This is a genomic window from Bacillus sp. FSL W7-1360, assembly GCF_038592975.1.
Taxonomy (GTDB): Bacteria; Bacillota; Bacilli; order Bacillales; family Bacillaceae_D; genus Shouchella; species Shouchella lonarensis.
Window position 1 is genome coordinate 59,235 of record NZ_CP151950.1, and the last position, 24,567, is coordinate 83,801.

Sequence of the window (24,567 nt, forward strand, 5' to 3'; positions counted from 1 at the left end):
ATGTCTTTCGTGTATATCATTATCGTAGCGGATCTGTAATCGTGATGTCCAATGTTCTGCTCACAAGCGCGCGACTAGAAAGGAGAGAAGGTAATTTGTTGACTTTGCTGCTGCTTGATGGCATTTAGTTGTGCGCTAGACATATGACAACCGCGTTCAGCTGCTTTTTTTAATAGTGATGTTGCACGTGCACGGTCACCCGTATGATAAGCAGCTACACCGTAGCAACGCAGCAATTGTACATGGTCTTCGCCGTGAGTAAAAGCGAGTAACGGTCGTTTCATTACTTCTCTATATTGTCCTAATGTGCACAGCACTTCAACTAGTCGGATCGCATGATCAATATCCATTGGAAGGATCGTTGGAAGGAGCTGTTTGTATTGGGCGACCTTTGTAGCATGCCCAAGTTTGTCATGGAATAATGCTAAATTACAATGTGTTAGTAGGTTATTAGGATGTGCTTTTAAGATGGTTTCACATAGTGAAAAAGCACGTGCATATTCTCCTTTTCGAAAAACCACTTCCGCAAGGTGGTTTTGTGCAGCCCAGTAAGCTGGATACGTATTTGTAATGTCTTCTAAAATCCTCATTGCGTGGTCGAGCTTAGATGTTTCCATATATTCGAGCGCTTGGGCATGCAAGTCAAGTAGATGTTCGTCTTCCTCTTGATATGAAGAAGTAAAAAGTAAGTCATTGTCGCATACGTCAATTAAGCGTTGCGCTTCTTCGGCACATTCTCCTTCTGGCTCAAGTTGTAAGTAACGCTCTGCATGGTGTTTTGCTTGGGAGAAGTAGCCTAAATAGGCAGCATTGCTAGCAATGAGGAAGTGGCAAATTTCTTGTTGTTCTTCCCCTTGGTAAAGGACATTTTGTAAAATCTCATTTGCTCGTTCGTATTCACCTAATTCTGTGAGCACAATAGCGAGTTGGACTTGGAAAGCCGGCTCGTTATCACTACGTTTGATGGCTCGCTCGAACTGTTTTACCGCTTGATGCAAGTTTTTTTTCTTAAATGCCGTCAAGCCTTTATGGAAAAAGTAGTCTCCGCTTCGGTGGAAGGGTACAACAATATTAGATGTTTGTTTTGAATGATATCTGTCGCTCATGTACGCGATGCCTCCAAATGCGTTTCATTATGTCTAGTATACACGAATATAGACTTGCTGACAGCCGGTGTTTTCAAATATAGGGGTAGAAGAAAGCTTGGAAAGTGTTCAAATGGCGTGCGCACAATCATTGTGTTGCAGTGTACTTATATTGTATACTGTACTATTAAGAACGTGAGGTGATTTTGTGCAAAGAATCACAAATTGTCTGTTGAGAGACCGTGAGCAATGTTTATTGCTGCAAAAACCAAGCCGTGGTTGGTGGGTTGCGCCAGGCGGGAAAATGGAATCTGGAGAATCAATTAAGGAAGCTGTTGTGCGTGAGTTTTGCGAGGAGACGGGATTGATGCTCGTTAAGCCTATGCTGCGAGCGATTACAACGACTGTGATGATGGATCATGATGAAGTTGTGAGCGAATGGATGATGTTTACGTTTCTTGCAACGCAATATAAAGGGAAGATGATACAACAATCTCCGGAAGGGAATTTGGAGTGGGTGAGTGCGGACAAATGCGGACATTTACCAATGGCAAACGGGGATCAATATTTGTTTGCACATTTGTTAAAGGGCGAAGGGCTCATGTATGGGACTTTTTATTATACACGTGATTATGAACTGATCGATTTTCGGCTTGATCCAAAGCCTATGATGGAAGAGGGAGAAGCAAATGAGTCACGCTGATGTTGATATTGTAATCATTACAGGCATGTCTGGTGCGGGTAAAACCGTTGCTGTGCAGAGCTTTGAAGACTTAGGGTTTTATTGTGTTGACAATTTACCGCCAGCATTGCTTGGTAAGTTTGTTGAACTTATTGAGGTAGGGGCAGATAAAGTAACGAAAATTGCGCTTGTCATGGATTTGCGTGGACAATCATTTTTTGATGAATTATTTCAAGCGTTGGATGAATTAAGTGCATCCGCACCAGCGTGGTTACGGATGCAAATTTTATTTCTTGATGCCAAGGATGCTGCGCTTGTTCAACGATATAAAGAGACACGCCGTACTCATCCACTAGCAATGGATGGTTTATTGTTAGAAGGTATTCAAAAGGAACGTCAATTGCTGGAAGAAATGAAAGGGCGGGCGCAACAAATTGTTGATACAACGGATTTAAAACCGCGCGCGTTACGTGAAAAGATTCAAAAAAGATTCGGTACAAAAGAACGTCCTGTCTTTACTGTGCATTTTCTATCATTTGGGTTTAAGTATGGGATTCCAATTGATGCCGATTTAGTATTTGATGTGCGCTTTTTGCCTAATCCTCACTATATTGCTGAATTGCAACCGAAAACAGGTTTGGAGCAAGAAGTATCGTCGTATGTATTGAAATGGCAAGATACACAGCAGTTTGTTCACAAGTTGACTGATTTATTTTCATTCATGCTTCCTCATTACAAAAGAGAAGGAAAAAGTCAAGTTGTCATTGCCATTGGCTGTACAGGGGGACAACACCGCTCCGTCACATTAGCGGAACACTTTGGCGCATATTTTGAAGAAGCGTGGCGTACTTACGTTAGTCATCGTGATATTTCAAAACGAAAGGCCCAGCTATCTTGATGAGAAAAAGAGTCGTTGTCATTGGCGGCGGTACCGGATTATCTGTGATTTTACGAGGATTAAAGACATTTCCGATCGACATTACGGCAATTGTGACGGTTGCTGATGATGGCGGGAGTTCGGGAATTTTACGTAAAGAATTAAACATTCCACCACCAGGTGATGTACGAAATGTACTTGTTGCACTTGCTGAAGTAGAGCCATTGGTGGAGGAATTATTCCAGCACCGCTTTTCCAGTGGCAGTGGATTGAGTGGTCATTCACTTGGCAATTTGTTGTTGGCAGCAATGACATCGATTACAGGTGATTTTCAACAAGGGATTGCAGAAATAAGTAGAGTGTTAAATGTGCGCGGGCGTGTGTTGCCTGCAGCGAATGAAAGTGTAGAATTGCATGCAGAAATGACAGACGGCACGGTGGTTTCCGGAGAGTCAAAAATTCCGCTTGCACGTAAACGAATTGCTCGGACGTTTTTGACCCCCCCACATGTGAAGGCATCTTCAGAAGCACTTTCTGCCCTTTCGAGAGCAGATCTCATTGTGCTTGGACCCGGATCGCTTTATACGAGTGTATTACCTAATCTACTTGTACCCGGTATTAGTGAGACGGTACGCGCATCAGCGGCGAAAAAGGTGTATATTTGTAATGTCATGACACAACCGGGTGAGACGGATCAATATACAGCCTCCGAGCATGTCCAGGCGCTTGTTGATCATTGCGGAGACGGACTAATTTCGCACGTGTTGGTAAATGATGAGAACTTGTCACCAACGGTATTGGCCCGTTACGAAGCTGAAGAGGCTACACCCGTTGTCTATAATCATGATGCACTTAAAACGTTCGGTGTCACGATTTTGTGTGATCGCTTTGTGGTGGAAAGGGAGAAAAAGATCCGTCACGATGCAATGCGTGTATCCGAAGCGTTACTCAGCTTGCTTCGCACATCAAATCAAGTGTAAATGGATTGTTTTTGTAGAGGGGTGGTGCGCAATGTCCTTTGCCGCTAAAGTGAAAAAAGAGTTGACTCAGTTGGAAATTGCATCATGTTGCGCACGTGCAGAGCTCTCGGCACTTATTCGTATGAATGGTGCGCTATCTCTTGGTGGGCAAGTGCTTGGATTAGATGTGACAACGGAAAATGCCGCGATTGCGCGGCGGATATATACGTTGATCAAACGGTTATTTCCATCCATTCATATTGAGCTGCTTGTGCGTAAAAAGATGCGTTTGAAAAAAAACAATGTGTATTTAGTTCGGCTGCGTGAAGGCGCTAAGGAATTGCTCGAGGAGTTGTACATTTTAGGTGAGTCGTTTCACTTTATTCGAGCAATTTCACCCGAGATCGTTCGCGATACATGTTGTGCACGTGCATATTTACGTGGTGCATTTCTTGCGGGAGGCTCTATCAATCATCCAGAAACGTCTTCTTACCATTTAGAAATTTTTTCTTTTTATGAGGAGCATAGTGTGTCTCTGTGTCAACAAATGAATACGTTTGATCTTTCTGCGAAAACGCTAGAACGAAAAAAAGGCTTTATCACTTACATTAAAGAAAGTGAGAAGATTACCGAGTTTTTGAATGTCATTGGTGCACATCAAGCATTGCTTTACTTTGAAGATGTGCGGATTATGAAGGATATGCGTAACTCCGTGAACCGGCTCGTCAATTGTGAGACGGCCAATTTAAATAAAACCGTCGGCGCAGCGTTACGACAAGTGGAAAATATTCGTTATATTGAACGGATGTTGGGCTTAGAAAATTTGGATCCAAAGTTACAAGAAATCGCGTCTTTGCGTGTGAAGCATCAAGACGTGACCTTAAAAGAGTTGGGAGAAATGGTGCAAGGAACGAAGGTGAGCAAGTCTGGTGTGAATCATCGCTTGCGAAAATTAGACGAGCTCGCAGAAAAACTAAGAAACGGCATCTATGAAGAGAAACATCGGGGGTGATCATGATGATTGAGAAAAAGGTAACAATTGGTCTTAAAACCGGTTTACAAGCGCGGCCAGCAGCCGTGTTCGTGCAACAAGCGAATCGTTTTGTGGCAGACATATCTCTAGTAAAAGGAACGACAACCGTCGATGCAAAAAGCATCATGGGATTGATGAGTTTGGCGCTTCACCAAGGGACAACAGTGACATTGGCAGCAACGGGTACAGACGCAGAGGAAGCTGTAGCTACGCTTTCTGAATACGTGGAGGGCGGAGAGGTTTGAAGAAAAGTGTATGCATGGACATCGCGCCTAGAGATTACCGAGTAATTTCCAGGCGCTGTTTTTGAGAAGATGACTCATGTCGTGTGCGCTTTTTTAATAGATAGTGAACGTTGAGGTGTAAGGCCAAGGATATAATGATATAAAAACCAAAAAAGATTAACCCTGATCGGATATTTTGATAAATAAAGTGATTCAGTAGTAGAGAAATAGCAGCAGCACCAAATGAGGCTGGAATAAAAATACGTTTTAGCAACCGTAGTGAGGCAACGTCTAACGGTTTTTTGGTCGTGTTTAGTAAAACGACACCGATAAGCGATCCAAGGATCCATATGAAGGAGACAGAAATATCAAACGTCCCAGTAATGAGCGTAAATAATAGTGACCCAAAACCGCTGATAATAAGGTAGACATAAAAATTTGGCCAGTTTGCTTGAGTAAGGATTTGATGCTCTTGATACTGGCTCTGCCATTCAGCCGCAATTTTGTTTGGTGTAGGAAATTCATATTGCAGTAAGGTAATTGTGGCTTCAGATGTTGTTTTTTCCAGAGATTGTCGCGCAAATGCTTGCAGCTCTTTTGTAAGGGCAATTCGTTTTTGTTCAGTATAATGAGACGGTAGCGAGGTTGTAGCTTGTGTAACTTCGTCAATGAAGTTGTAAATATAGTCAGAAACAGCCGTATCCATTAGTGACGACTCCTTTCTCGTGTTATAATGTCATGGATATGTAGAAGGGGAAAAACCTCCCCGCAATTTCGATAGCGACAGGGAGGTTTTTCAGTTACTTCGTTGAAGAGATCACGTCGTCAATCAAGCCGTACGTTTTTGCTTGCTCTGCGGTCATGAAGTTATCGCGGTCTGTGTCTTTAGCGATCGTCCGATAAGTTTGACCTGTGCGCTCTGCCATAATTTCATTTAGCTTTTTACGCATTTCCAAAATACGTTTAGCGTGAATTTCCATATCTGATGCTTGCCCTTGCATGCCACCAAGTGGTTGGTGAATCATTACTTCACTGTTCGGGAGAGCGAGCCGCTTTCCGTTTGCCCCGGCTGTAAGTAAAAATGCACCCATTGACGCAGCCATGCCGATACAAATCGTCGATACGTCTGGCTTGATGAACTGCATCGTGTCATAAATGGCCATGCCAGCTGAAATGGATCCACCTGGAGAGTTAATGTAAAGCGAGATGTCTTTTTCAGGATCTTCTGCTTGTAAAAAGAGAAGTTGCGCAACAATAGAGTTGGCGACATTGTCGTCAATCGCGCTCCCGAGCATAATAATCCGGTCTTTTAATAGACGAGAGTAAATGTCGTATGCACGCTCGCCACGGTTCGTTTGTTCAATTACTGTTGGAATTAAATTCATGTGAGATCCTCCTTGTATGCACTGCGGACAGAAGAAGCCGAAATGCAGTTTGTATGTAGTATGATAACGCAAAGGTCAAGAAAGGTCAAATGATTTGTCTTGCGTATTTTGTTATTGTTGTATTCGAGGTTTAAGGGGGAGGATCCTGCTTTTTGTTTTTTATGGAGCAAAGTGGCCTTACTACATTTTCTTTTCCTATTATTTTTCCTCCCCACATGTACACTTTTGTGCTATGATACGGGTAGGAGGGGTGGCATATGGAGCTCGGTCTTTTTCAACAACAAAAGATGAGTTTAGTGATGACGCAGTCGCTGAAGCAAGCAATTCATTTATTGCAATATAGTGCGACTGATGTGATGGCTTATCTAGAAGAACAGGCGCTGGAAAATCCGTTGTTGGAAGTAGTGCCCCTAAAAGAAACGAAACGAGATGATTACATCGGGCAAGTGACCGTTTCGAGTGACCAAAAACATGCGGCGCTAGAAAACACTGCCCGTTCTTATACAACATTATATGAAGCATTGCGTTTTCAAGTTTTAGACCTCGCCGGTGTAACAAAAGAAGAAAAAAAACACCTGCATTATTTGATTGATTGTCTTCAAGAAGATGGTTATTTCAGGGATGATTTAGCAGATATTTGTGAGAAGCGTGGTTTAACTTTAGTGGACGGTGAGCATCTGCTTGCGCTCATTCAATCGCTAGAACCAGCTGGTGTTGGTGCGCGCTCACTTGGCGAGTGTTTGGCGTTACAATTGGTTCGTATACCTGATTGCGATCCGTTGGCGCCTGAAATTGTACGCATCCATTTGGAGTGCTTGGCAGAGCGGAAGTGGCGCCAGTTGGCACAACAGTTCTCTGTTGATATCGACCGCATTCAAACAATCTATGATTGTGTGAAAACACTTCATCCGAAACCGGGCGCATGTTTTGCGACAGAGCCAACTGTGTATACTGTGCCAGATGTGTATATTATGAAAGAAGAGAATGAATTGCTCGTCGCCATGAATCAGACAGTGCTCCCTACTGTTCGTATCCAAGAAGAATATCGGCGATTGTTATTTACAAACGGGGAAACGAAAGCGTATGCAAAAGAAAAAGCGCAACATATTGAGTGGTTGAAAAAAAGTCTGACGTATCGCACGCAAACAATTGAGCGAGTCGTAGAAATGATTGCGCGTCATCAACGTCATTACTTATTACATCCACAAGGTCAATTGCGTCCGTTAACGTTAGCTAATGTCGCCGAAGCGCTTGATCTTCATGAATCGACTGTGAGTCGTGCCACAGCAAATAAAGTGGTACAAACACCGCGAGGGACATTTTGGTTGAAGCATTTCTTTACATCTAACATTAATAAAACGAGCGGTATGGTGACACAACAATCAGTAAAACAATGGTTACGAGAGACGATCGCAAAAGAGGATCGTTATCAACCTCTGTCTGACCAAAGTCTCACGGAGTTGTTACAAGAAGAAAGAGGGATGACGTTATCCCGTCGGGTCGTTGCAAAGTATCGAACGGAGTTAGGGATTCTCTCGTCAGCGAAACGGAGACGCTATGCGGAAAGGCTGGTACAATGAAGCTGCAATTTTTTACAAAAGAAGAGTGTCCGTTATGTGATGAAGGGCTGGTGCCTGTCAAAATATTGGCTGAGCGTTACGCTCTTGAATTGGAAGTCATTGATATTTATGAGCAGGAAATATATTTGGAAGCTTATCAGTTGAAGATACCTGTTGTGGTTTTAGATGGGCAAGAACTTGGATTTGGGCGACTGTCGATGCCGGAGTTAGAAGAACGGATGAAACCGATGTTGTAATCCGCACGAAGAGAACCGAAAGTCACTTGATCAGGGCGCGCTACGTAGGATGAAAATGATGACAATTAACGTGGGACATTGCTTGACTTTGTGGTCGTATCATTTGTATAATGAAAATAAATTATGCATAAACTAAAAAGACCGCAGGTGAGATCAAGACACCGGCGGCCTTCGTAGGTAGCGACTCGTGAGAGGATCGCCCTGTATCGGTTACAACAATCCCACCGAGTCGAGCGGGTAACTCTAGCGGTGGGATTTGTCATTCTTCTTGAACTTCACGACTTCAAAAACGAACTTCGCAACTTTGAGCATAACCTCAATCCACGATTTCACTTCATCTATCATGACGCAACACCTCCCTCCACAGGGAAGTGTCGACCCACCGTATTACAAGTCTGCGTTCCTACTAAGTTGATCATAACGCATTTCTCATTGAATCATCAAACAATAGCGTACGTTTTGCTTATATGTTTGATAACTGTTTTGTCATTGAAATGTGAGGGATGCCAGCATCCATAAATATGTCATTAGAGATGACTTGATAGCCGAGTTTTTGATAAAACCCTTCCGCATGTGTTTGTGCGTCTAATTTCACTTGAGACAATTCCTTCTCTCTGGCAATGTCTTCTAAAGCTTCGATGATGACTTTCCCAGCGCCTAACTGTCGATAAGGGGCACGCACACAGATTCTTTCCAACTTGCCTATATTGTTAACAATGCGCATTCTTCCAGTGCCAATGGCTTGATTGTTTTCATAAACCAATACGTGTTCACATTGGTCATTCAATGTGTCAAACGCATCAATTTCTTCCTCTGGAGGGACTCCTTGTTCGTTGATGAATACTTCTTTCCTCATACTAAGTGCAATTTGTAAATCCGATTCTTGGGTGACTTTTTTCGTTTCCATGGGCTTCCTTCCTTTCGAATAAGGTGGAGGTTACTATCATAATGGTTTTTGAATGCATCGTCAAACAGGTGCTTTTTTCTTGTTTTTCCTCGATTTAGTGCAAAACTGTTAGGAATGTCGGTAGATTGTCACACTTATGTTGCTGCTAAAAATCTTGTCGAATATCTTCTCATCTGGTACAATGAATAGTGAAAGGAATTTTTTTGCTCCAATTGGGACATAATATGTCATATAGGGACTTAGTTTGTCCCTATTGGCTTGCAGGTTATCATCCCGTTTGTTTGTATCATTTATCTAAAGGAGCGATGCGATGCGTACACTTGTGCAATTACAATCACACTTGGTGCCAGATTTATTAGAGACAATGGTAAAGCGATACCGATTGCTGCAGTATATTCGGTTGAAGCAACCTATTGGGAGAAGGAATTTGGCAAGCGAGCTGCAATCGTCTGAGCGGATCATCCGGGGAGAAGTGACATTGTTAAAAGATCAAGGGCTGATTACCTTTGCGAAGGCTGGTATGAGTGTCACTGATGTCGGGGAGACTGTATTTTTACAGTTAGAAGAAATGATGGTTGAGTTACTCGGGTTACGAAAACTTGGCGATGACTTGGCACAGACGCTTGGTGTATCACGCGTGATTGTTGTTGCTGGCGATAGTGACACAGAAGACTGGGTAAAGCATTCTTTCGGAAAAGCGTGTGTAAATGAGTTGAAGTCGATCGTCAAAGCTGGAGACGTTTTAGCGGTAATGGGTGGGACAACCTTAGCCGCTGTCGCTCGTATGATGTCAAGAGATGATGTTTTCGCTGGGACGACGTTTGTGCCCGCACGTGGAGGACTTGGCGAGAAAGTAGAGATTCAAGCAAGTACGATTAGTGCTGAATGTGCGAGGCGAACAGGGGCCGCGTACCGATTGTTGCATGTGCCAGAGCACTTAAGTGCAGAAGCGCATGAGTCACTTGTATTAGAACCGTCAGTAAGGGATATTCTACAACTGATTACATCTGCAGCGGTTGTGATGCACGGCATTGGTGATGCAACCCATATGGCGCAGCGCCGCGGATCACTCGATATATTTACGAATGAACTGAGTCGGAAGCAAGCCATTGCAGAGGCATTCGGATATTTCTTTAATGCTGAAGGGCAAATTGTTCATAAGCAACGCACGATTGGTTTGCAATTGGATGAACTCCAGGGGAAGCATGTCATTTCTATTGCTGGAGGGCAGTCAAAGGCAGCGGCAATTTTAGCGTATATGAAGCATCGTCCAAGTGATGTGCTCATTACGGATGAAGCAGCTGCCAAAGCGATCTTAGATCGAGTAAAGGAATAACAATAGTGGAAGTATAGTCACGAGGCAATATCATTTACGATTCTTTAGGAGGCAATAAACATGGCAACGAAAATTGGGATTAATGGTTTTGGAAGAATTGGACGGAATGTTTTCCGGGCAGCATTACAAAATGATCAAGTAGAGATTGTGGCGATCAATGATTTAACGGATGCAAATATGCTTGCACATTTACTTAAATATGACACTGTTCATGGTGTACTTGATGTTGAAATTGAAGCAAAAGACAACATGTTGATTGTCGATGGACAAGAAGTTCATGTCTCTGCCGAGCGTGACCCAGCAAACATTGGTTGGAGCAAACATGGTGTAGAAGTGGTTGTAGAATCAACGGGCTTCTTTACAAAACGTGCTGATGCAGCAAAACATTTAGAAGCAGGCGCAAAGAAAGTCATTATCTCTGCACCAGCAACAGATGAAGACATTACAGTGGTCATGGGTGTGAACGAAGACAAATATGATGCAAGCGCGCATGAAGTCATTTCGAACGCTTCTTGTACAACGAACTGTCTTGCCCCATTTGCGAAAGTACTAAACGACCAGTTTGGCATTCGCCGCGGGATGATGACGACAGTTCATTCTTATACAAATGACCAGCAAATTTTAGACTTGCCGCATAAGGATTACCGTCGTGCGCGGGCTGCAGCAGAGAACATCATTCCAACATCTACAGGTGCTGCCAAAGCGGTTGCGCTTGTTTTACCAGAGTTAAAAGGGAAATTGAATGGTGGCGCAATGCGTGTACCGACACCAAACGTGTCTTTAGTTGACCTTGTAGTGGAATTGGACAAAGATGTAACTGCTGAAGAAGTGAACGGTGCCTTGAAACAAGCAGCTGAGGGAGATCTAAAAGGGATTCTCGCGTACTCAGAAGCACCACTCGTCTCAAAAGACTACAATGGTAACCCGCACTCATCAACGGTTGACGGATTGTCCACAATGGTCATGGAAGGTAATATGGTGAAAGTGATCTCTTGGTATGACAATGAATCAGGGTACTCACATCGTGTGGTTGACCTTGTTGAATATATCGCAAACAAAGGTCTTTAAGTTATAATAAGTGTAGGTGGAGGGGCACGATCGTTTCCCTCCTTTACACTTGAGGAGGCTTACCTGATGAAGAAAAAAACGCTTCATGATTATGATTTTAAAGGCAAAGTTGTGTTTGTGCGTGTCGATTTTAATGTGCCAATGAAAGACGGTGTCATTACAGATGAGACGCGTATTCGTGCGGCGTTGCCAACGATTGAGTATTTAAGGACAGCTGGTGCCAGGGTTTTGCTTGCAAGTCATTTAGGGCGGCCGAAAGGCGAAGTTGTAGAGGAATTAAGGTTGTCACCTGTTGCCAAGCGTCTCAGCGAGCTACTACAAAAAGACGTGACCGCAATTCCTGAAGCGCATGGTCCCGTAGCGAAAAAAGCAGCAGACGCCCTACGTGATGGCGATATTGCGTTATTAGAAAATGTGCGTTTCTATCCAGGCGAAGAAAAAAATGACCGTGAGCTCGCTCAAGCGTTTGCCGACTTAGCTGACATTTATGTAAATGACGCATTCGGCGCAGCACACCGGGCGCACGCATCAACGGAAGGGATTGCCCATCTATTACCGTCGGCTGCCGGCTTTTTAATGGAAAAAGAACTAGCCGTACTCGGTAAAGCGTTGGAGCACCCGGAGCGTCCATTTACGGCTGTCATTGGCGGCGCAAAAGTGAAAGACAAAATTGGTGTTATTGACCACTTGCTTGATAAAGTTGACCATTTATTAATTGGTGGTGGCTTGGCATATACATTTGTCAAAGCCCAAGGGCATGAGATTGGAAAGTCCTTGCTAGAAGAAGACAAAATTGATTTGGCAAACAGTTTCATGGCGAAAGCGAAAGAAAAAGGGGTGAAACTTCACCTGCCAGAAGACGCGATTGTGGCGGATAAATTCGGTGAAGATGCAAATACGAAAGAAGTTTCGATTGATGAAATCCCCTCCGACTGGGAAGCACTCGATATTGGTCCGAAGACACGTGATACTTATGCAAGCGTGTTACAAGCTTCGAAGCTTGTCGTTTGGAATGGGCCAATGGGTGTATTCGAATTAAAAGCTTTTTCAGGTGGCACAAAAGCGATTGCCGAAGCACTTGCGGCCGCACCAGACACCTACTCAATTATTGGTGGCGGCGATTCTGCGGCAGCGGTAGAAAAGTTTGGTCTTGCCGATCAAATGAGTCACATTTCTACAGGTGGTGGCGCAAGTCTAGAGTTTATGGAAGGAAAAGCTTTGCCAGGTGTGGAGGCATTAGCAGATAAGTAGAGGTGAAAAGCATGCGGAAGCCAATTATTGCAGGAAACTGGAAGATGAATAAAACGTTATCAGAAGCTACGACGTTTGTGGAGACAGTGCAGCATCAAATTCCATCAAGCGCGGATGTCGATGCAGTCATTTGTGCACCAGCGTTATTTTTAGAGCGTCTTGTTGCAGCGACAACGAGTACGGAACTAGCGATTGGCGCGCAAACGATGCATTTTGCAGAAAGTGGTGCGTTCACTGGCGAAATTAGCCCACGTGCTTTGCAAGATCTTGATGTGCGTTACGTGATCATCGGACACTCGGAACGACGGGAGATGTTTGCAGAAACGGATGAGACGGTCAATAAAAAAGTCCATGCTGCTTTTCAGTACAACTTAACACCGATCATGTGTTGCGGAGAAACCGATGAGGAACGTGAAGCGGGCAAGACAATGGATATCATCACGTCCCAAGTGGAAAAAGGTTTAGCAGGGTTAACTGAGGCGCAAGTGAGCGAAATGGTGATCGCATATGAGCCGATTTGGGCGATTGGAACAGGCAAATCATCAACGGCGCAAGATGCGAATGAGGCGTGTAGCCACGTACGTCGCGTTGTTGCTAAGCAATGCTCACAAGCAGCTGCTGAAGCTGTCCGCATCCAGTATGGCGGCAGTGTCAAGCCAGCAAATATTGCTGATTACATGGCGCAAACAGACATTGATGGTGCACTTGTTGGTGGTGCGAGCTTAGAACCTGATTCGTTTGTGGCGTTATTGGGAGCTGCAAAATGAAGAAGCCTGTTGCATTAATCATTCTTGATGGTTTTGGTGTGCGCGACGAGACAAAAGGAAATGCTGTTGCGCAAGCGAATAAGCCAAACTTTGACCGTTACTGGTCTTCGTATCCACATGCAACATTAAAAGCAGACGGGGAAGCGGTCGGCTTACCAGCAGGACAAATGGGGAATTCTGAAGTCGGTCATTTAAATATTGGTGCCGGAAGAATTGTGTACCAAAGTTTAACCCGTGTGAACCTATCCATTCGCGAAGGAGATTTTTTTGAGAATGAAACATTTCTCGCCGCGATGAATCATGTGAAAGAAAAAAAGTCTGCCTTGCATATTTACGGTTTGTTGTCTGATGGTGGTATTCATAGTCATATTGATCACATTTATGCGCTCCTTGAACTCGCGCAAAAGCAGCAAGTTGAACGCGTGTATGTCCACGGCTTCCTCGATGGACGTGATGTTGGACCAAAATCAGCACAGCAATTTTTAGAAGGCTTAGAAGCAAAGTTTGCTGAAGTCGGCGTTGGCGAGTTGGCAACCGTTCACGGACGTTATTATGCGATGGACCGTGACAAACGCTGGGAACGTGTCAATAAATCGTATTGTGCGATGGTGTATGGTGATGGTCCAACGTATCGCACGGGCATCGAGGCGATCAATGACAGTTACGAAAATGGCATTACAGATGAGTTTGTCATTCCATCGGTCATCACAAAAGACGACGGTTCTCCCGTTGCGACGGTGCAAGACAATGACGCGGTCATCTTCTGTAACTTCCGGCCTGACAGAGCGATTCAGTTGTCACAAGTATTTACAAACGAAGACTTTCGTGGATTTGATCGGGGAGAAAAATTTCCCCACAATCTTCATTTTGTGTGTTTGACAAAGTTTAGTGAGTCGGTGCAAGGGTTTGTTGCTTTTAAACCGACGAACCTTGATAATACGCTTGGTGAAGTGTTGTCGCAACAAGGGTATAAACAATTACGGATTGCTGAAACAGAGAAGTATCCACATGTGACGTTTTTCTTTAGTGGCGGTCGCGAAGATCCTTTTCCTGGTGAAGAGCGTATTTTAATTGATTCACCAAAAGTCGCGACATATGATTTGAAGCCAGAGATGAGTGCATATGAAGTGACGGACGCGTTGCTTGCGGATATTCAGGCAGATAAGCATGATGCGATCATTTTAAACTTTGCCAATCCAGATATGGTTGGTCATTCAGGAATGCTAGAACCAACGATTAAAGCGGTTGAAGCTGTAGATGAATGTTTAGGCAAAATTGTCGACCTCATTGTTGAAAAAGGTGGCGTGGCGCTCATTACAGCCGATCATGGCAATGCCGATGAAGTCGTCACATTAGAAGGGAAGCCAATGACGGCGCATACGACGAATCGTGTCCCGTTCATTATCACGAAAGCAGGACTTTCCCTACGTGAAGGCGGCATTTTAGCAGATCTGGCGCCAACGATGCTCGACGTATTAGGTGGTCAAAAACCATCAGAAATGACTGGCAACACATTAATTGAACATGATACCCGAGGAGATGAATAAATGATGTTAATTTCAGATGTGTATGGACGTGAAGTGCTCGATTCCCGTGGCAATCCAACGGTGGAAGTAGAAGTACATCTTGAGTCTGGCGTAATGGGACGCGCACTCGTTCCAAGTGGTGCCTCTACTGGAGAGTATGAAGCGGTTGAATTACGCGACGGCGGTGCTCGTTACATGGGGAAAGGTGTCTTACAAGCGGTTGAAAACGTCAATGAAAAAATTGGTCCAACACTCATTGGTGAAAACGTGCTCGATCAAATTGGTATTGATCGTCTCATGATGGACCTCGATGGGACGGAAAACAAAGGGAATCTCGGTGCCAACGCGATCCTTGGTGTATCGATGGCTGTTGCCCATGCGGCGGCGAACGCGCTAGACTTGCCACTATACGTCTATCTCGGTGGCTTCAACGCGAAGCAACTACCAGTCCCGATGATGAACATCATTAATGGCGGCGAACATGCCGATAATAATGTTGACATCCAAGAATTTATGGTCATGCCTGTCGGCGCGGAAAACTTCCAAGAAGCACTGCGTATGGGTGCAGAAATTTTTCATAACCTAAAAGCGGTATTGAAATCAAAAGGCTACAATACGGCTGTTGGTGACGAGGGTGGTTTTGCCCCGAACTTGTCTTCGAATGAAGAAGCGTTGTCAACGATTATCGAAGCAATTGAAAAAGCCGGGTACAAGCCTGGCGCAGAAGTGCAATTGGCGATGGATGTTGCTGCTTCAGAGATTTACAACAAAGAAGACGGCAAATACCATTTGGCAGGCGAAGGCAAAGTGCTGACGTCAGAAGAAATGGTTGATTTCTATGCATCACTCGTGGAAAAATACCCAATCATTTCAATTGAAGATGGCTTAGATGAAAACGACTGGGCTGGTCACAAGTTGTTAACAGAGCGTCTTGGTGACAAGATTCAACTTGTTGGTGATGATTTGTTTGTCACGAATACGAAGAAGCTTGCAGAAGGAATCGAAAAAGGCATCAGCAACTCGATCCTCATTAAAGTGAACCAAATTGGGACACTGACGGAAACATTTGATGCAATTGAAATGGCGAAGCGCGCCGGCTACACAGCAGTGATCTCGCATCGCTCGGGTGAAACAGAAGATGCGACAATTGCTGATATCGCGGTTGCTACAAACGCAGGGCAAATTAAAACCGGTGCACCATCACGGACGGACCGTGTTGCAAAATATAACCAGTTGTTGCGCATTGAAGATGAATTAGCGGATTTAGCGGAGTACAAAGGACTACAGACGTTTTATAACTTGCGAAAGTAGGCTTGAGCTGAAGCAATCCCTCACCGTTTAGGCGGTGGGGGATTTCTCATGATATAATAAAAGAAAAACAAGCGAGGGATGTTCGGTGGCTAAACATCATATTTACACGATGAGCTTTGCAAAAGTTTACCCTTTTTATGTTGCGAAAGCGGAGAAAAAAGGGCGGTCAAAAGCAGAGGTTGATGAGATTATTTGCTGGCTGACAGGATACGATGAAGAAGCGTTAGCGGCAATTTTGGAGCAGGAGAAAGACTTTGAGACGTTCTTTGCCGAAGCACCGCAACTGAATCCTGCGCGTACACTCGTTAAAGGAGTGGTTTGTGGTGTCCGGGTGGAGGACATTGAAGAGCCAACAATGAGGGAAATTCGTTATTTGGATAAGCTGATCGATGAGTTGGCAAAGGGGAAAGCGATGGAGAAGATTTTGCGGGGATGATTTTTTGATGACCGTGTGATGTAATTTCAAACTTTCCATACTGATAGATTGAACGTGTTCACGGACAGGGGGAGATTTTAATGAAAAAGTTTGTTGTTATCCTTTCGGACAAGCAAAGAAATTTGATGTTAGCAGAATTGATTAAAGGTCACGTGGCTTATTTAAAAGCTTTAAAAGAAAAAGGGGTATTGCTTTTCTGTGGACCGTGTACAGACGGTACAGCAGTGATGATCATTGATGCGCCATCATTAGAAAAAGCAAAAGAATTAGTGGAAGGCGATCCTTTCTCAGAGGTTGACTATTATAAAGAGCGGAGAATTGTTGAGATTGAGGAAGCGAATGAAGAGAATGGTTTCTTTTTGGAAAAGGTTTTAGCTGGGCTGGGGAAGATATAGTTGAGACAACGGTAATTGTGGAATCACGTTTCATTCCAAAAAAGCTTCAGATAATAAAAGGCTTGTTGAGACGTATATGAAGAGGAAATGGATGAGATGTTGATTCATTGCGACCTTCCTGATGAAAGGGATATGCAGGCATTAGCGTACCGAAATGAACAAAGAAGCTGGGATGTTTATTTTGACGACTTTGATGAGTTTGCTGATAAGTATCAAATACAAGCGCTTTTGTCTGCAGATTATAAGAAGGATCCAGAAAGAGGGATATTCTTATTTACAGTCGAAACATCAGAAGAAGCAGAAGAGCGATTGGCAACGTGGGTGGAAGATGTCTGGATTCCGTTATCTTGGCGCATAGGCAGGTGGCGGTGAAGGCTGTAGCGAGCACAATGTTGACGGATTGGATGGTTTGATGGTAAAGTCAATTTAACGGTAGAGGGGATGTGTCATTATGAGTAGGATGGCAAAGATCATCGTTATTAATAGTATTGCGACGCTCATTGTTCTCGCAGCATTCATCATGTTTAAATCTGTATTATGGATTGCTGGGGCGTTTTTCGTAGCATTTTTATGGCAAGACTTAATGAGACAATACTGGCTGGATAAAGGTGACGAAAAGTTAAAATGGATCATGATCAATACAACAACGAGTATCATTATTCTTTCCGCGGCCGTGTCTAAATCAATATTATTAGTGGTTATTGCAGCCATACTAGCTCTTGCTTTTCATCATTTAAGTAAGAAATATTGGATTAACAGTACACAAAAAGTGACTTGAAACCTAAATAGGGAATCAAGTCGCTTTTTGTTTTTAACGTGAAGGAGGAAAAAGGTGCAGTTTGCCTCTCTAATGTTATGAGCAACCACTAAGAAGTTTATAAACACGTTATATTAGGTTGACAAAGTGATTGATGAGCTCTATCATCAATATTGTAAACTGTAATTTAATTTATGTTTACATTTTTGACATGCGCAGGAGGACACAATGCACCAAAACACATATTTTAACATTCGCATGCGCGCAGCCCAAGGGTCCGCTCATGAACTGGGAGGAAAACACATATCTGGTGGTGAGCAACTCACAACGTATGATCAGATTCAACAGGCGGTCAATGCGTTAGTGGAAAAAGGGTTATCTCATTCGCGCGGAAAGCCTGATTTTATGCAAGTGCAGATTGAGATGGTAAATAGACCTGTCCAGCAAACGCCCCCACTGCCGCTCACAACAAACGAAGTCGTTAGCGTTGAAGCTGGCCAAGCGTTCGCACGGGCCTGCCTACACCACATCGGCATCAAAAAAGAAGTGATCGAGCAAGTTCATGAGCAAGCAATGGTACAGCCGTCGATGAGAGGCGCATTGATCGTTGATGCGCGCACGGGGAAACGGTTGGATCTAGAGAAAGAACGAGGTGTACGTGTCTCAAAAATGGATTGGCGTGAAGCCAACTTCTCCAAGTGGGCGGATGCGCATGACGTTCCGCACAATCCGCGGATCAAAGAAGCCCTTACGCTCGCCGCAAAAGTAAGCCATCATCCAGCGACGATCGCGGAATGGTGTTGGTCTGATGATCCGGATTATGTAACTGGTTATGTGGCAAGTAAAGATTCTGGTTACGAGCGGATTACGAAATTAAAAGAATACGGCGATGAACGAGGGTGTCGGATTTTTTTCATTGACGGTGCGAACGATGTGGATGATTACATTGATTATTTAGAAGAACAGCCGATACTCATTCAGTGGGAGGCAGACGATGACAAACGATTTGATTGAAAAAAGCAAAAAGCACTTATGGCTGCCATTTACGCAAATGAAAGATTACGATGCAGATCCACTCATTATCGAGAGTGGTGCAGGCATTAAAGTGAAAGATATAGATGGCAAAGAATACTACGATGGTTTTTCCTCTGTCTGGCTCAATGTACACGGGCACCGAAAAAAAGAGTTAGACGAAGCGATTAAGAAACAACTTGAAAAAATCGCTCATTCCACGTTGTTAGGGATGACGAATGTTCCTGCAACAGAACTGGCTGAGAAGTTGGTCGAGATTAGCCCCGATCATTTAACCCGTGTGTTTTATTCAGACAGCGGCGCAGAAGCAATGGAAATTGCGCTCAAGATGGCGTTTCAATATTGGGCGAACATCGGCAGACCGGAAAAACAAAAATTTGTGGCGATGAAAAATGGTTATCATGGCGATACGATTGGTGCGGTCAGTGTAGGCTCGATTGGCTTGTTTCACCAAGTGTATGGTCCGTTAATGTTTGAAAGTTATCAAGCGCCGATTCCGTATGTGTATCGTTCAGAAACAGATGATCCAGCAGCGTGTCGTGATCAATGTTTACATAAACTTGAACAACTGTTACAAGAAAAACATCACGAAGTGGCTGCACTGACGATTGAATCACTCGTACAAGGAGCAGCAGGGATGATTGTCATGCCGGAAGGATTTTTAGCCGGGGTGCGCAATCTGTGTACGAAGTATGATGTGCTCATGATTGTTGATGAGGTCGCAACCGGATTTGGACGGACAGGCAAAATGTTCGCGTGTGAGCACGAACACGTGCAGCCTGATTTAATGGCGGTCGGGAAAGGGATCACTGGGGGTTATTTGCCGATTGCCGCGACGTTAACGACAGAAAAAATCTATGACGCTTTCTATGACGACTATGAAAACATGAAGACCCTTTTTCATGGGCATTCGTACACTGGCAATCAATTAGGTTGTGCGGTTGCACTTGAGAATTTACGTTTATTTGAGTCGGAGCGCATTGTGGATCACGTGGCCGAGATGTCTACGTATGTGAGCGCGCAATTAAATGAGTTATACGCACTTCCGCATGTGGGCGATGTACGCCAACTTGGGTTAATGTGTGGAATTGAGCTTGTCCAAGATAAAGAGACGAAAACGCCGTTTGCCTTTGAACAGCGCATTGGTTACCGTGTGTCATTAAAAATGCGCGAACTCGGGATGATCACGCGCCCGCTCGGAAACGTGATCGTCTTTATGCCACCGCTTGTCAGCACGAAAGCAGATGTGCAAGCAATGGTGGCGATTATGAAAGAAGCAATTGACATTGTCACGAGCGAGGTAGGACATGTCGGCGTTTAATGATTGGTTACAGCAGCGCTTAACGGAAACAAAAGAAGCGGGGTTGTATCGTGAATGTCGCACGATGCATGGTGCACCACAGCCGGAAATGGTGGTGGAGGGGAGGCGTCAGCTTGTCTTTTCAGCGAATAATTACCTTGGATTAGCCGGGGATAGTCGATTGATTGCCGCGGCAGAAACAGCGCTCCGTGAATTCGGCATTGGAAGTAGCGGTTCGCGGTTAACGACCGGACACACGACGTGGCACAAAAAGTTAGAAGAGACATTGGCGACATTTAAGCAAACAGAAGCGGCGTTGCTATTCTCAAGCGGTTATTTAGCAAATATCGGTGTGCTGTCATCATTACCTACGCAACAAGATGTGATTTTTAGTGATCAATTCAACCACGCGAGCATTATTGACGGTTGCCGCCTATCAAAGGCGAAGACAGTTGTATATCGGCACGTTGATATGGATGATCTTGAGGAGAAATTAGCGCAGGCTACAACATATGAGCGACGTTTTATTGTCACAGACGGTGTTTTTAGCATGGACGGGACGATTACACCGCTTGATCAGATCATGCAACTAGCCGAACGGTACGATGCGTTTGTTATTGTCGACGATGCTCACGGGACAGGTGTGTTAGGGGAACATGGACGTGGGACATGTGCGTACTTTCAAGTGAAGCCGCATGTCTTGATTGGCACATTGAGTAAAGCGGTTGGAGCAGAGGGCGGGTATGTGGCTGGGAGTCGCGCACTCATTGATTTCTTACGGAACCATGCTCGTTCGTTCATTTTCCAAACATCGCTCCCGCCAGCCATTTGCGCCGCAGCCGACGCCGCACTCGAAATCATTGCACATGATGAGGAGAAGCGGTGCCGACTGGCTGAAAACGCTCGTAAAATTAGAGCGCGCCTGCAAGCGCTCGGTTACACCGTATATGGCGATAATACGCCGATTATCCCAGTCATCATTGGAGCAACGGATCAAGCGGTGCGCGTGGCGAAGCAATTACAAGATGCTGGCATTTATGCACCAGCGATTCGTCCGCCGACCGTTCCAGACGGGGAAAGTCGGATTCGTTTAACCGTCACCGCCGACCACTGTGACGCGCATATCGCTCATTTAATAACGACATTTCAAGAGATTGGTACAGAATTGAGGCAACCTTTATGAATGGTTTTTTTGTCACGGGAACAGATACAGATGTCGGCAAAACAATCATTGCGAGCGGGTTAGCAGCTGTATTGAAAGCGCGTGGGATTGATGTCGGGGTGTTCAAACCGTTATTGAGCGGGATTGCAAGAGAACATCCGGAAAGTGATACAAGTTTATTAAAGCAAATGTCAGGTACCTCCCTTTCTCATGAGGAAATTACGCCATTTCAATTTCACGAACCACTTGCCCCTTATATGGCAGCAGCCCTTCACGGCCAACGAGTCGAGGTGGCCGAGGTGTTGGCGCATTGGGCGCGTATGAAAGAGAAGCATGACTGTTTTATTGTTGAAGGAGCAGGAGGGCTGGCTGTTCCTTTAGGAGAGCGTTTTCTCGTCAGTGATTTGGTTTGTGCATTAAAACTACCCATTGTCATTGTCGCCCGTCCGGATCTCGGCACTGTCAATCATACGTTGCTCACGGTTCAGTATGCCAAACAACTAGGCATTCATGTCGCCGGCGTGATCATCAATGGCATGAGCGCGGCGCCTAGTTTAGCAGAACAAACGAATCCAAAACTGCTGGAAGAATGGTGTGATGTACCAATTTTAGGCGTCACGCCGCAACTAAAAGAAGTGACAGAAGAGAATTTGAAAACAATGATCGAGCAATCGATTGATCTCAATTTACTTTTTAACCAACTGGAGGAAATGACATGAACAAGTGGATGAATCTAGCAGAAAAAGTATTGGCCGAGAAAGAAATCACAAATGAAGAGGCGTTGTCGATTTTAGATTGTCCAGATGAAGATGTGTTGTTGCTGATGCACGCCGCTTATCAAATTCGTAAGCGCTATTACGGAAACAAAGTGAAGCTCAATATGATTATTAATACGAAGTCCGGTCTCTGTCCGGAAAACTGTGGGTACTGCTCACAATCGTCCGTGTCAACAGCACCAATCGAGAAATATCGCATGCTTGATAAAGACACGATTGTCGCTGGTGCGAAACGGGCTCATGATTTAAATGTCGGGACGTATTGTATCGTTGCGAGCGGTCGCGGTCCGGCCAACTGGGAAGTTGATCACGTTGTTGATGCCGTGAAGGAAATTAAACAAAACTATGGTTTAAAAGTGTGTGCGTGCCTGGGGATTTTAAAACCAGAGCAAGCAGAGCGGTTAAAAGAAGCGCAAGTCGATCGCTATAACCATAACCTCAATACATCGGCACGGAACCATGACAATATTACGACGTCACATACATATGATGACCGTGTCGGAACAGTAGAGACGGTCAAAGATGTGGGTATGTCCCCATGTTCTGGCGTCATTGTCGGGATGCGGGAGTCAAGACAAGATGTCGTTGACATGGCAAATAGTTTAAAAGCGCTTGATGCGGATTCCATTCCAGTCAACTTTTTACATGCGATTGACGGGACACCACTAGAGGGAACGAACGAATTACATCCGTTATATTGCTTGAAAGTGTTGGCGTTGTTCCGTTTTATTAATCCAACAAAAGAAATTCGTGTTTCCGGGGGGCGTGAAGTGAACCTTCGTTCTTTGCAGCCGCTCGCACTGTATGCGGCGAATTCGATTTTTGTTGGTGACTACTTAACAACGGCTGGGCAAGAAGAAACGGCCGATCATGCGATGCTGGCTGATCTAGGTTTTGAAGTTGAATCGGTCGAGGAAATGAAAGCAAGTTTAGTGAGTGAGCAGGGAGCAGCGCAGTAAGGAAGAAAAGGAGCAACGGCTCCTTTTTCTACACTCGAAATGGGGGGAAGACATGGCAACAAATACACAACAATTTTCACATGCATTTGCTTCTCCGGCATTTTTTCAAAACCCATACCCATTATATGAGCAGTTGCGTGCAGAGAGCCCGATATACAAGGGAACAGCGTTTAAATACCCTGGTTGGTACGTGACGGGATATGAAGAAGCGATGGCGATTTTTAAAAATAAAACGGGTTTCCAAAATCGCATGCCGTTACCAGAGACGACGAAACGTTACGAGCGGCTAAGAAAGCTACAACAAGAGATGATGTTATTTAAAAACGAGTATGATCATAAACGTTTGCGTGGTTTAGTAGGAAAAGCTTTTAATGGGCAGATGATTGAACAATACCGCCCGTATATCGAAGAAACGGTTCATGAGTTATTAGATGAAATAAACAGTAAGAAACAAATGGATGTTGTGATGGATTTCGCATTCCCGTTAGCAAGCCTCGTCATTGCGAAAATACTTGGGGTACCAGGAAAAGACCAAGAGAAATTTCGTGCTTGGTCTATGTGTTTTATTCAAACGATTGATTTAACCCGTTCTCGTGAGGATATGGTGCAAGGAAACAAACAAGCCGTGTTGCTGGGGCACTATTTTCGGTCGTTGATCGCAGCGAAAAGGCGAGCGCCACAAGATGACCTCATTAGCAGGCTCATAGATGGAGAAGAGATATCGGACGAGGAATTACTCGCAACATGCATATTGCTCGTCATTGCTGGACACGAGACGACGGTCAACCTTATTAGCAATGCGGTGCTGTCTTTATTGCAACATGAGTCGCAACTGTTGTTATTGAAGAAGAACCCGACGTTGATTCGCGGTGGCATTGAAGAAACGTTACGGTATGAGAGTCCGACACAGATGGTGGCACGGATTACGGCGAGTGATATTGAAGTGAATGGTGTCCACATGAAAAAAGACGCGCAAGTGTATGTATTGCTTGGCGCTGTCAATCGCGATCCAGCAAAATTTGCATCTCCTCACCAATTTGATATCGCGCGCACGCCAAACCATCACCTTGCATTCGGTTACGGCAGTCACTTTTGTATTGGTGCGACGTTGGCGAGGGTGGAAGCGGAAATTGCGATTAGCGTTTTATTTGCGCGTTTGCCACATCTTCAGCTTGCTACAACTGAATTGAAATGGCGCCGGCTCATTGGTTTCCGTGCGCTTGCGGAGTTGCCCGTTACATTTTCGTGAAGTGTGCTGGGCTGTTGTTATTTTTGGTTCATATGCTGTTTGGAAATATAATCACAAAAAGATTTAATAAGTTTGACAATATATTAGTGGAATGCTATTCTCATAGTGGGCATGCTCTTTTTTGCGGTTTTTAGACGTTAACCAAGACTTTGTCGAAAAGTGCAGCATGCTCTTCCAGTATTTTACTCATACGAAGTCACTTTTAGATAAAAAACAAGGGAGCCGTCGATGTCTAAGTTGCGACACTCCCAGGGGGTAAGGTCATTTTCTACCT

At 44.5% G+C, this 24,567-nt stretch carries 27 protein-coding genes; 23 read left to right on the forward strand and 4 right to left on the reverse strand.

The genetic code is table 11. The features are described from left to right. Window positions 1-74: 74 nt before the first annotated feature. Window positions 75-1,106, reverse strand: a complete 1,032-nt coding sequence (locus NSQ26_RS00320; RefSeq protein WP_499718730.1) for a tetratricopeptide repeat protein — start codon at window positions 1,104-1,106, stop codon at window positions 75-77. Window positions 1,107-1,293: 187 nt separating this feature from the next. Here NSQ26_RS00320 and NSQ26_RS00325 point away from each other — a divergent pair, with 187 nt between their 5' ends. Genes NSQ26_RS00325 through NSQ26_RS00345 form a run of 5 tightly spaced genes read left to right on the forward strand, consistent with a single transcriptional unit; the run spans window position 1,294 to window position 4,881 of the window. Continuing rightward, window positions 1,294-1,788 (forward strand): NUDIX hydrolase, encoded by a 495-nt coding sequence (locus NSQ26_RS00325; protein ID WP_499718731.1) that lies wholly within the window; start codon window positions 1,294-1,296, stop codon window positions 1,786-1,788. Further along, window positions 1,775-2,665, forward strand: a complete 891-nt coding sequence (rapZ, locus tag NSQ26_RS00330) for an RNase adapter RapZ (protein ID WP_499718732.1) — start codon at window positions 1,775-1,777, stop codon at window positions 2,663-2,665. The genes NSQ26_RS00325 and rapZ overlap by 14 nt, the downstream gene beginning before the upstream one ends. Further along, entirely contained in the window at window positions 2,665-3,624 is a 960-nt protein-coding gene (mgfK, locus tag NSQ26_RS00335; RefSeq protein WP_499720089.1) for a gluconeogenesis morphogenetic factor MgfK, read from the forward strand. Before rapZ ends, mgfK begins: the two co-directional genes overlap by 1 nt. 31 nt (window positions 3,625-3,655) lie before the next feature. Continuing rightward, a complete protein-coding gene (gene whiA, locus NSQ26_RS00340; protein WP_499718733.1) occupies window positions 3,656-4,615 on the forward strand; it encodes a DNA-binding protein WhiA in 960 nt (319 codons plus the stop codon). Window positions 4,616-4,620: 5 nt separating this feature from the next. Then, window positions 4,621-4,881, forward strand: a complete 261-nt coding sequence (locus tag NSQ26_RS00345; protein WP_090775382.1) for an HPr family phosphocarrier protein — start codon at window positions 4,621-4,623, stop codon at window positions 4,879-4,881. A 34-nt stretch (window positions 4,882-4,915) separates the two neighbouring features. Here NSQ26_RS00345 and NSQ26_RS00350 read toward each other — a convergent pair whose 3' ends face one another. Together NSQ26_RS00350 and clpP are read right to left on the reverse strand one after the other, a co-directional pair. Then, window positions 4,916-5,566: a hypothetical protein gene (locus NSQ26_RS00350; RefSeq protein WP_499718734.1), complete on the reverse strand. Its 651-nt coding sequence runs from the start codon at window positions 5,564-5,566 to the stop codon at window positions 4,916-4,918. Between the two features lie 94 nt (window positions 5,567-5,660). Then, window positions 5,661-6,245, reverse strand: a complete 585-nt coding sequence (gene clpP / locus NSQ26_RS00355; protein WP_499718735.1) for an ATP-dependent Clp endopeptidase proteolytic subunit ClpP — start codon at window positions 6,243-6,245, stop codon at window positions 5,661-5,663. Between the two features lie 257 nt (window positions 6,246-6,502). On the opposite strand from clpP, the gene rpoN reads away from it, so the two are divergent. Further along, window positions 6,503-7,825, forward strand: coding sequence for an RNA polymerase factor sigma-54 (gene rpoN / locus NSQ26_RS00360; RefSeq protein WP_499718736.1), 1,323 nt, complete (start codon window positions 6,503-6,505; stop codon window positions 7,823-7,825). Further along, window positions 7,822-8,061: a glutaredoxin family protein gene (locus tag NSQ26_RS00365; protein WP_499718737.1), complete on the forward strand. Its 240-nt coding sequence runs from the start codon at window positions 7,822-7,824 to the stop codon at window positions 8,059-8,061. The genes rpoN and NSQ26_RS00365 overlap by 4 nt, the downstream gene beginning before the upstream one ends. Before the next feature lie 463 nt (window positions 8,062-8,524). On the opposite strand, the gene NSQ26_RS00370 is transcribed toward NSQ26_RS00365, so the two are convergent. Continuing rightward, window positions 8,525-8,968, reverse strand: a complete 444-nt coding sequence (locus NSQ26_RS00370) for a GNAT family N-acetyltransferase (protein WP_090775300.1) — start codon at window positions 8,966-8,968, stop codon at window positions 8,525-8,527. Window positions 8,969-9,278: 310 nt separating this feature from the next. On the opposite strand from NSQ26_RS00370, the gene NSQ26_RS00375 reads away from it, so the two are divergent. The 16 genes from NSQ26_RS00375 to NSQ26_RS00450 all read left to right on the forward strand — a co-directional run bounded on the left by NSQ26_RS00375 (window position 9,279) and on the right by NSQ26_RS00450 (window position 24,293). After that, the gene (locus NSQ26_RS00375) at window positions 9,279-10,304 is read left to right on the forward strand and encodes a sugar-binding transcriptional regulator (protein ID WP_090775299.1); all 1,026 of its coding nucleotides are present in this window, start codon (window positions 9,279-9,281) and stop codon (window positions 10,302-10,304) included. Window positions 10,305-10,364: 60 nt separating this feature from the next. Next, window positions 10,365-11,372 carry a type I glyceraldehyde-3-phosphate dehydrogenase gene (gap, locus tag NSQ26_RS00380; RefSeq protein WP_499718738.1) on the forward strand — a complete coding sequence of 336 codons (1,008 nt, stop codon included), beginning with the start codon at window positions 10,365-10,367 and terminating at the stop codon, window positions 11,370-11,372. Between the two features lie 66 nt (window positions 11,373-11,438). Then, window positions 11,439-12,623 (forward strand): phosphoglycerate kinase, encoded by a 1,185-nt coding sequence (locus tag NSQ26_RS00385; RefSeq protein WP_499718739.1) that lies wholly within the window; start codon window positions 11,439-11,441, stop codon window positions 12,621-12,623. Between the two features lie 11 nt (window positions 12,624-12,634). Beyond that, window positions 12,635-13,390, forward strand: a complete 756-nt coding sequence (gene tpiA, locus NSQ26_RS00390; RefSeq protein WP_499718740.1) for a triose-phosphate isomerase — start codon at window positions 12,635-12,637, stop codon at window positions 13,388-13,390. Then, window positions 13,387-14,937 (forward strand): 2,3-bisphosphoglycerate-independent phosphoglycerate mutase, encoded by a 1,551-nt coding sequence (gene gpmI, locus NSQ26_RS00395; RefSeq protein ID WP_499718741.1) that lies wholly within the window; start codon window positions 13,387-13,389, stop codon window positions 14,935-14,937. Before tpiA ends, gpmI begins: the two co-directional genes overlap by 4 nt. Continuing rightward, window positions 14,938-16,227, forward strand: coding sequence for a phosphopyruvate hydratase (gene eno, locus NSQ26_RS00400; protein ID WP_090775294.1), 1,290 nt, complete (start codon window positions 14,938-14,940; stop codon window positions 16,225-16,227). It begins immediately after the preceding gene. Window positions 16,228-16,312: 85 nt separating this feature from the next. Then, window positions 16,313-16,663, forward strand: a complete 351-nt coding sequence (locus NSQ26_RS00405) for a DUF2200 domain-containing protein (RefSeq protein ID WP_499718742.1) — start codon at window positions 16,313-16,315, stop codon at window positions 16,661-16,663. An 80-nt stretch (window positions 16,664-16,743) separates the two neighbouring features. Beyond that, entirely contained in the window at window positions 16,744-17,058 is a 315-nt protein-coding gene (locus tag NSQ26_RS00410) for a YciI family protein (RefSeq protein WP_499718743.1), read from the forward strand. 87 nt (window positions 17,059-17,145) lie between these two features. Continuing rightward, window positions 17,146-17,430 carry a hypothetical protein gene (locus tag NSQ26_RS00415; RefSeq protein WP_499718744.1) on the forward strand — a complete coding sequence of 95 codons (285 nt, stop codon included), beginning with the start codon at window positions 17,146-17,148 and terminating at the stop codon, window positions 17,428-17,430. A gap of 79 nt (window positions 17,431-17,509) precedes the next feature. After that, entirely contained in the window at window positions 17,510-17,836 is a 327-nt protein-coding gene (locus NSQ26_RS00420; protein ID WP_499718745.1) for a hypothetical protein, read from the forward strand. Window positions 17,837-18,043: 207 nt separating this feature from the next. Beyond that, window positions 18,044-18,829, forward strand: coding sequence for a 6-carboxyhexanoate--CoA ligase (bioW, locus tag NSQ26_RS00425; RefSeq protein WP_499718746.1), 786 nt, complete (start codon window positions 18,044-18,046; stop codon window positions 18,827-18,829). Further along, a complete protein-coding gene (gene bioA, locus NSQ26_RS00430; protein WP_499718747.1) occupies window positions 18,810-20,168 on the forward strand; it encodes an adenosylmethionine--8-amino-7-oxononanoate transaminase in 1,359 nt (452 codons plus the stop codon). Before bioW ends, bioA begins: the two co-directional genes overlap by 20 nt. Beyond that, entirely contained in the window at window positions 20,155-21,330 is a 1,176-nt protein-coding gene (gene bioF, locus NSQ26_RS00435) for an 8-amino-7-oxononanoate synthase (protein WP_499718748.1), read from the forward strand. The genes bioA and bioF overlap by 14 nt, the downstream gene beginning before the upstream one ends. Further along, window positions 21,327-22,028: a dethiobiotin synthase gene (gene bioD, locus NSQ26_RS00440; protein ID WP_499718749.1), complete on the forward strand. Its 702-nt coding sequence runs from the start codon at window positions 21,327-21,329 to the stop codon at window positions 22,026-22,028. The genes bioF and bioD overlap by 4 nt, the downstream gene beginning before the upstream one ends. Continuing rightward, window positions 22,025-23,044, forward strand: a complete 1,020-nt coding sequence (gene bioB / locus NSQ26_RS00445; RefSeq protein WP_499718750.1) for a biotin synthase BioB — start codon at window positions 22,025-22,027, stop codon at window positions 23,042-23,044. The genes bioD and bioB overlap by 4 nt, the downstream gene beginning before the upstream one ends. A 52-nt stretch (window positions 23,045-23,096) precedes the next feature. Then, window positions 23,097-24,293 carry a cytochrome P450 gene (locus NSQ26_RS00450; protein ID WP_499718751.1) on the forward strand — a complete coding sequence of 399 codons (1,197 nt, stop codon included), beginning with the start codon at window positions 23,097-23,099 and terminating at the stop codon, window positions 24,291-24,293. Window positions 24,294-24,567 lie beyond the last annotated feature (274 nt).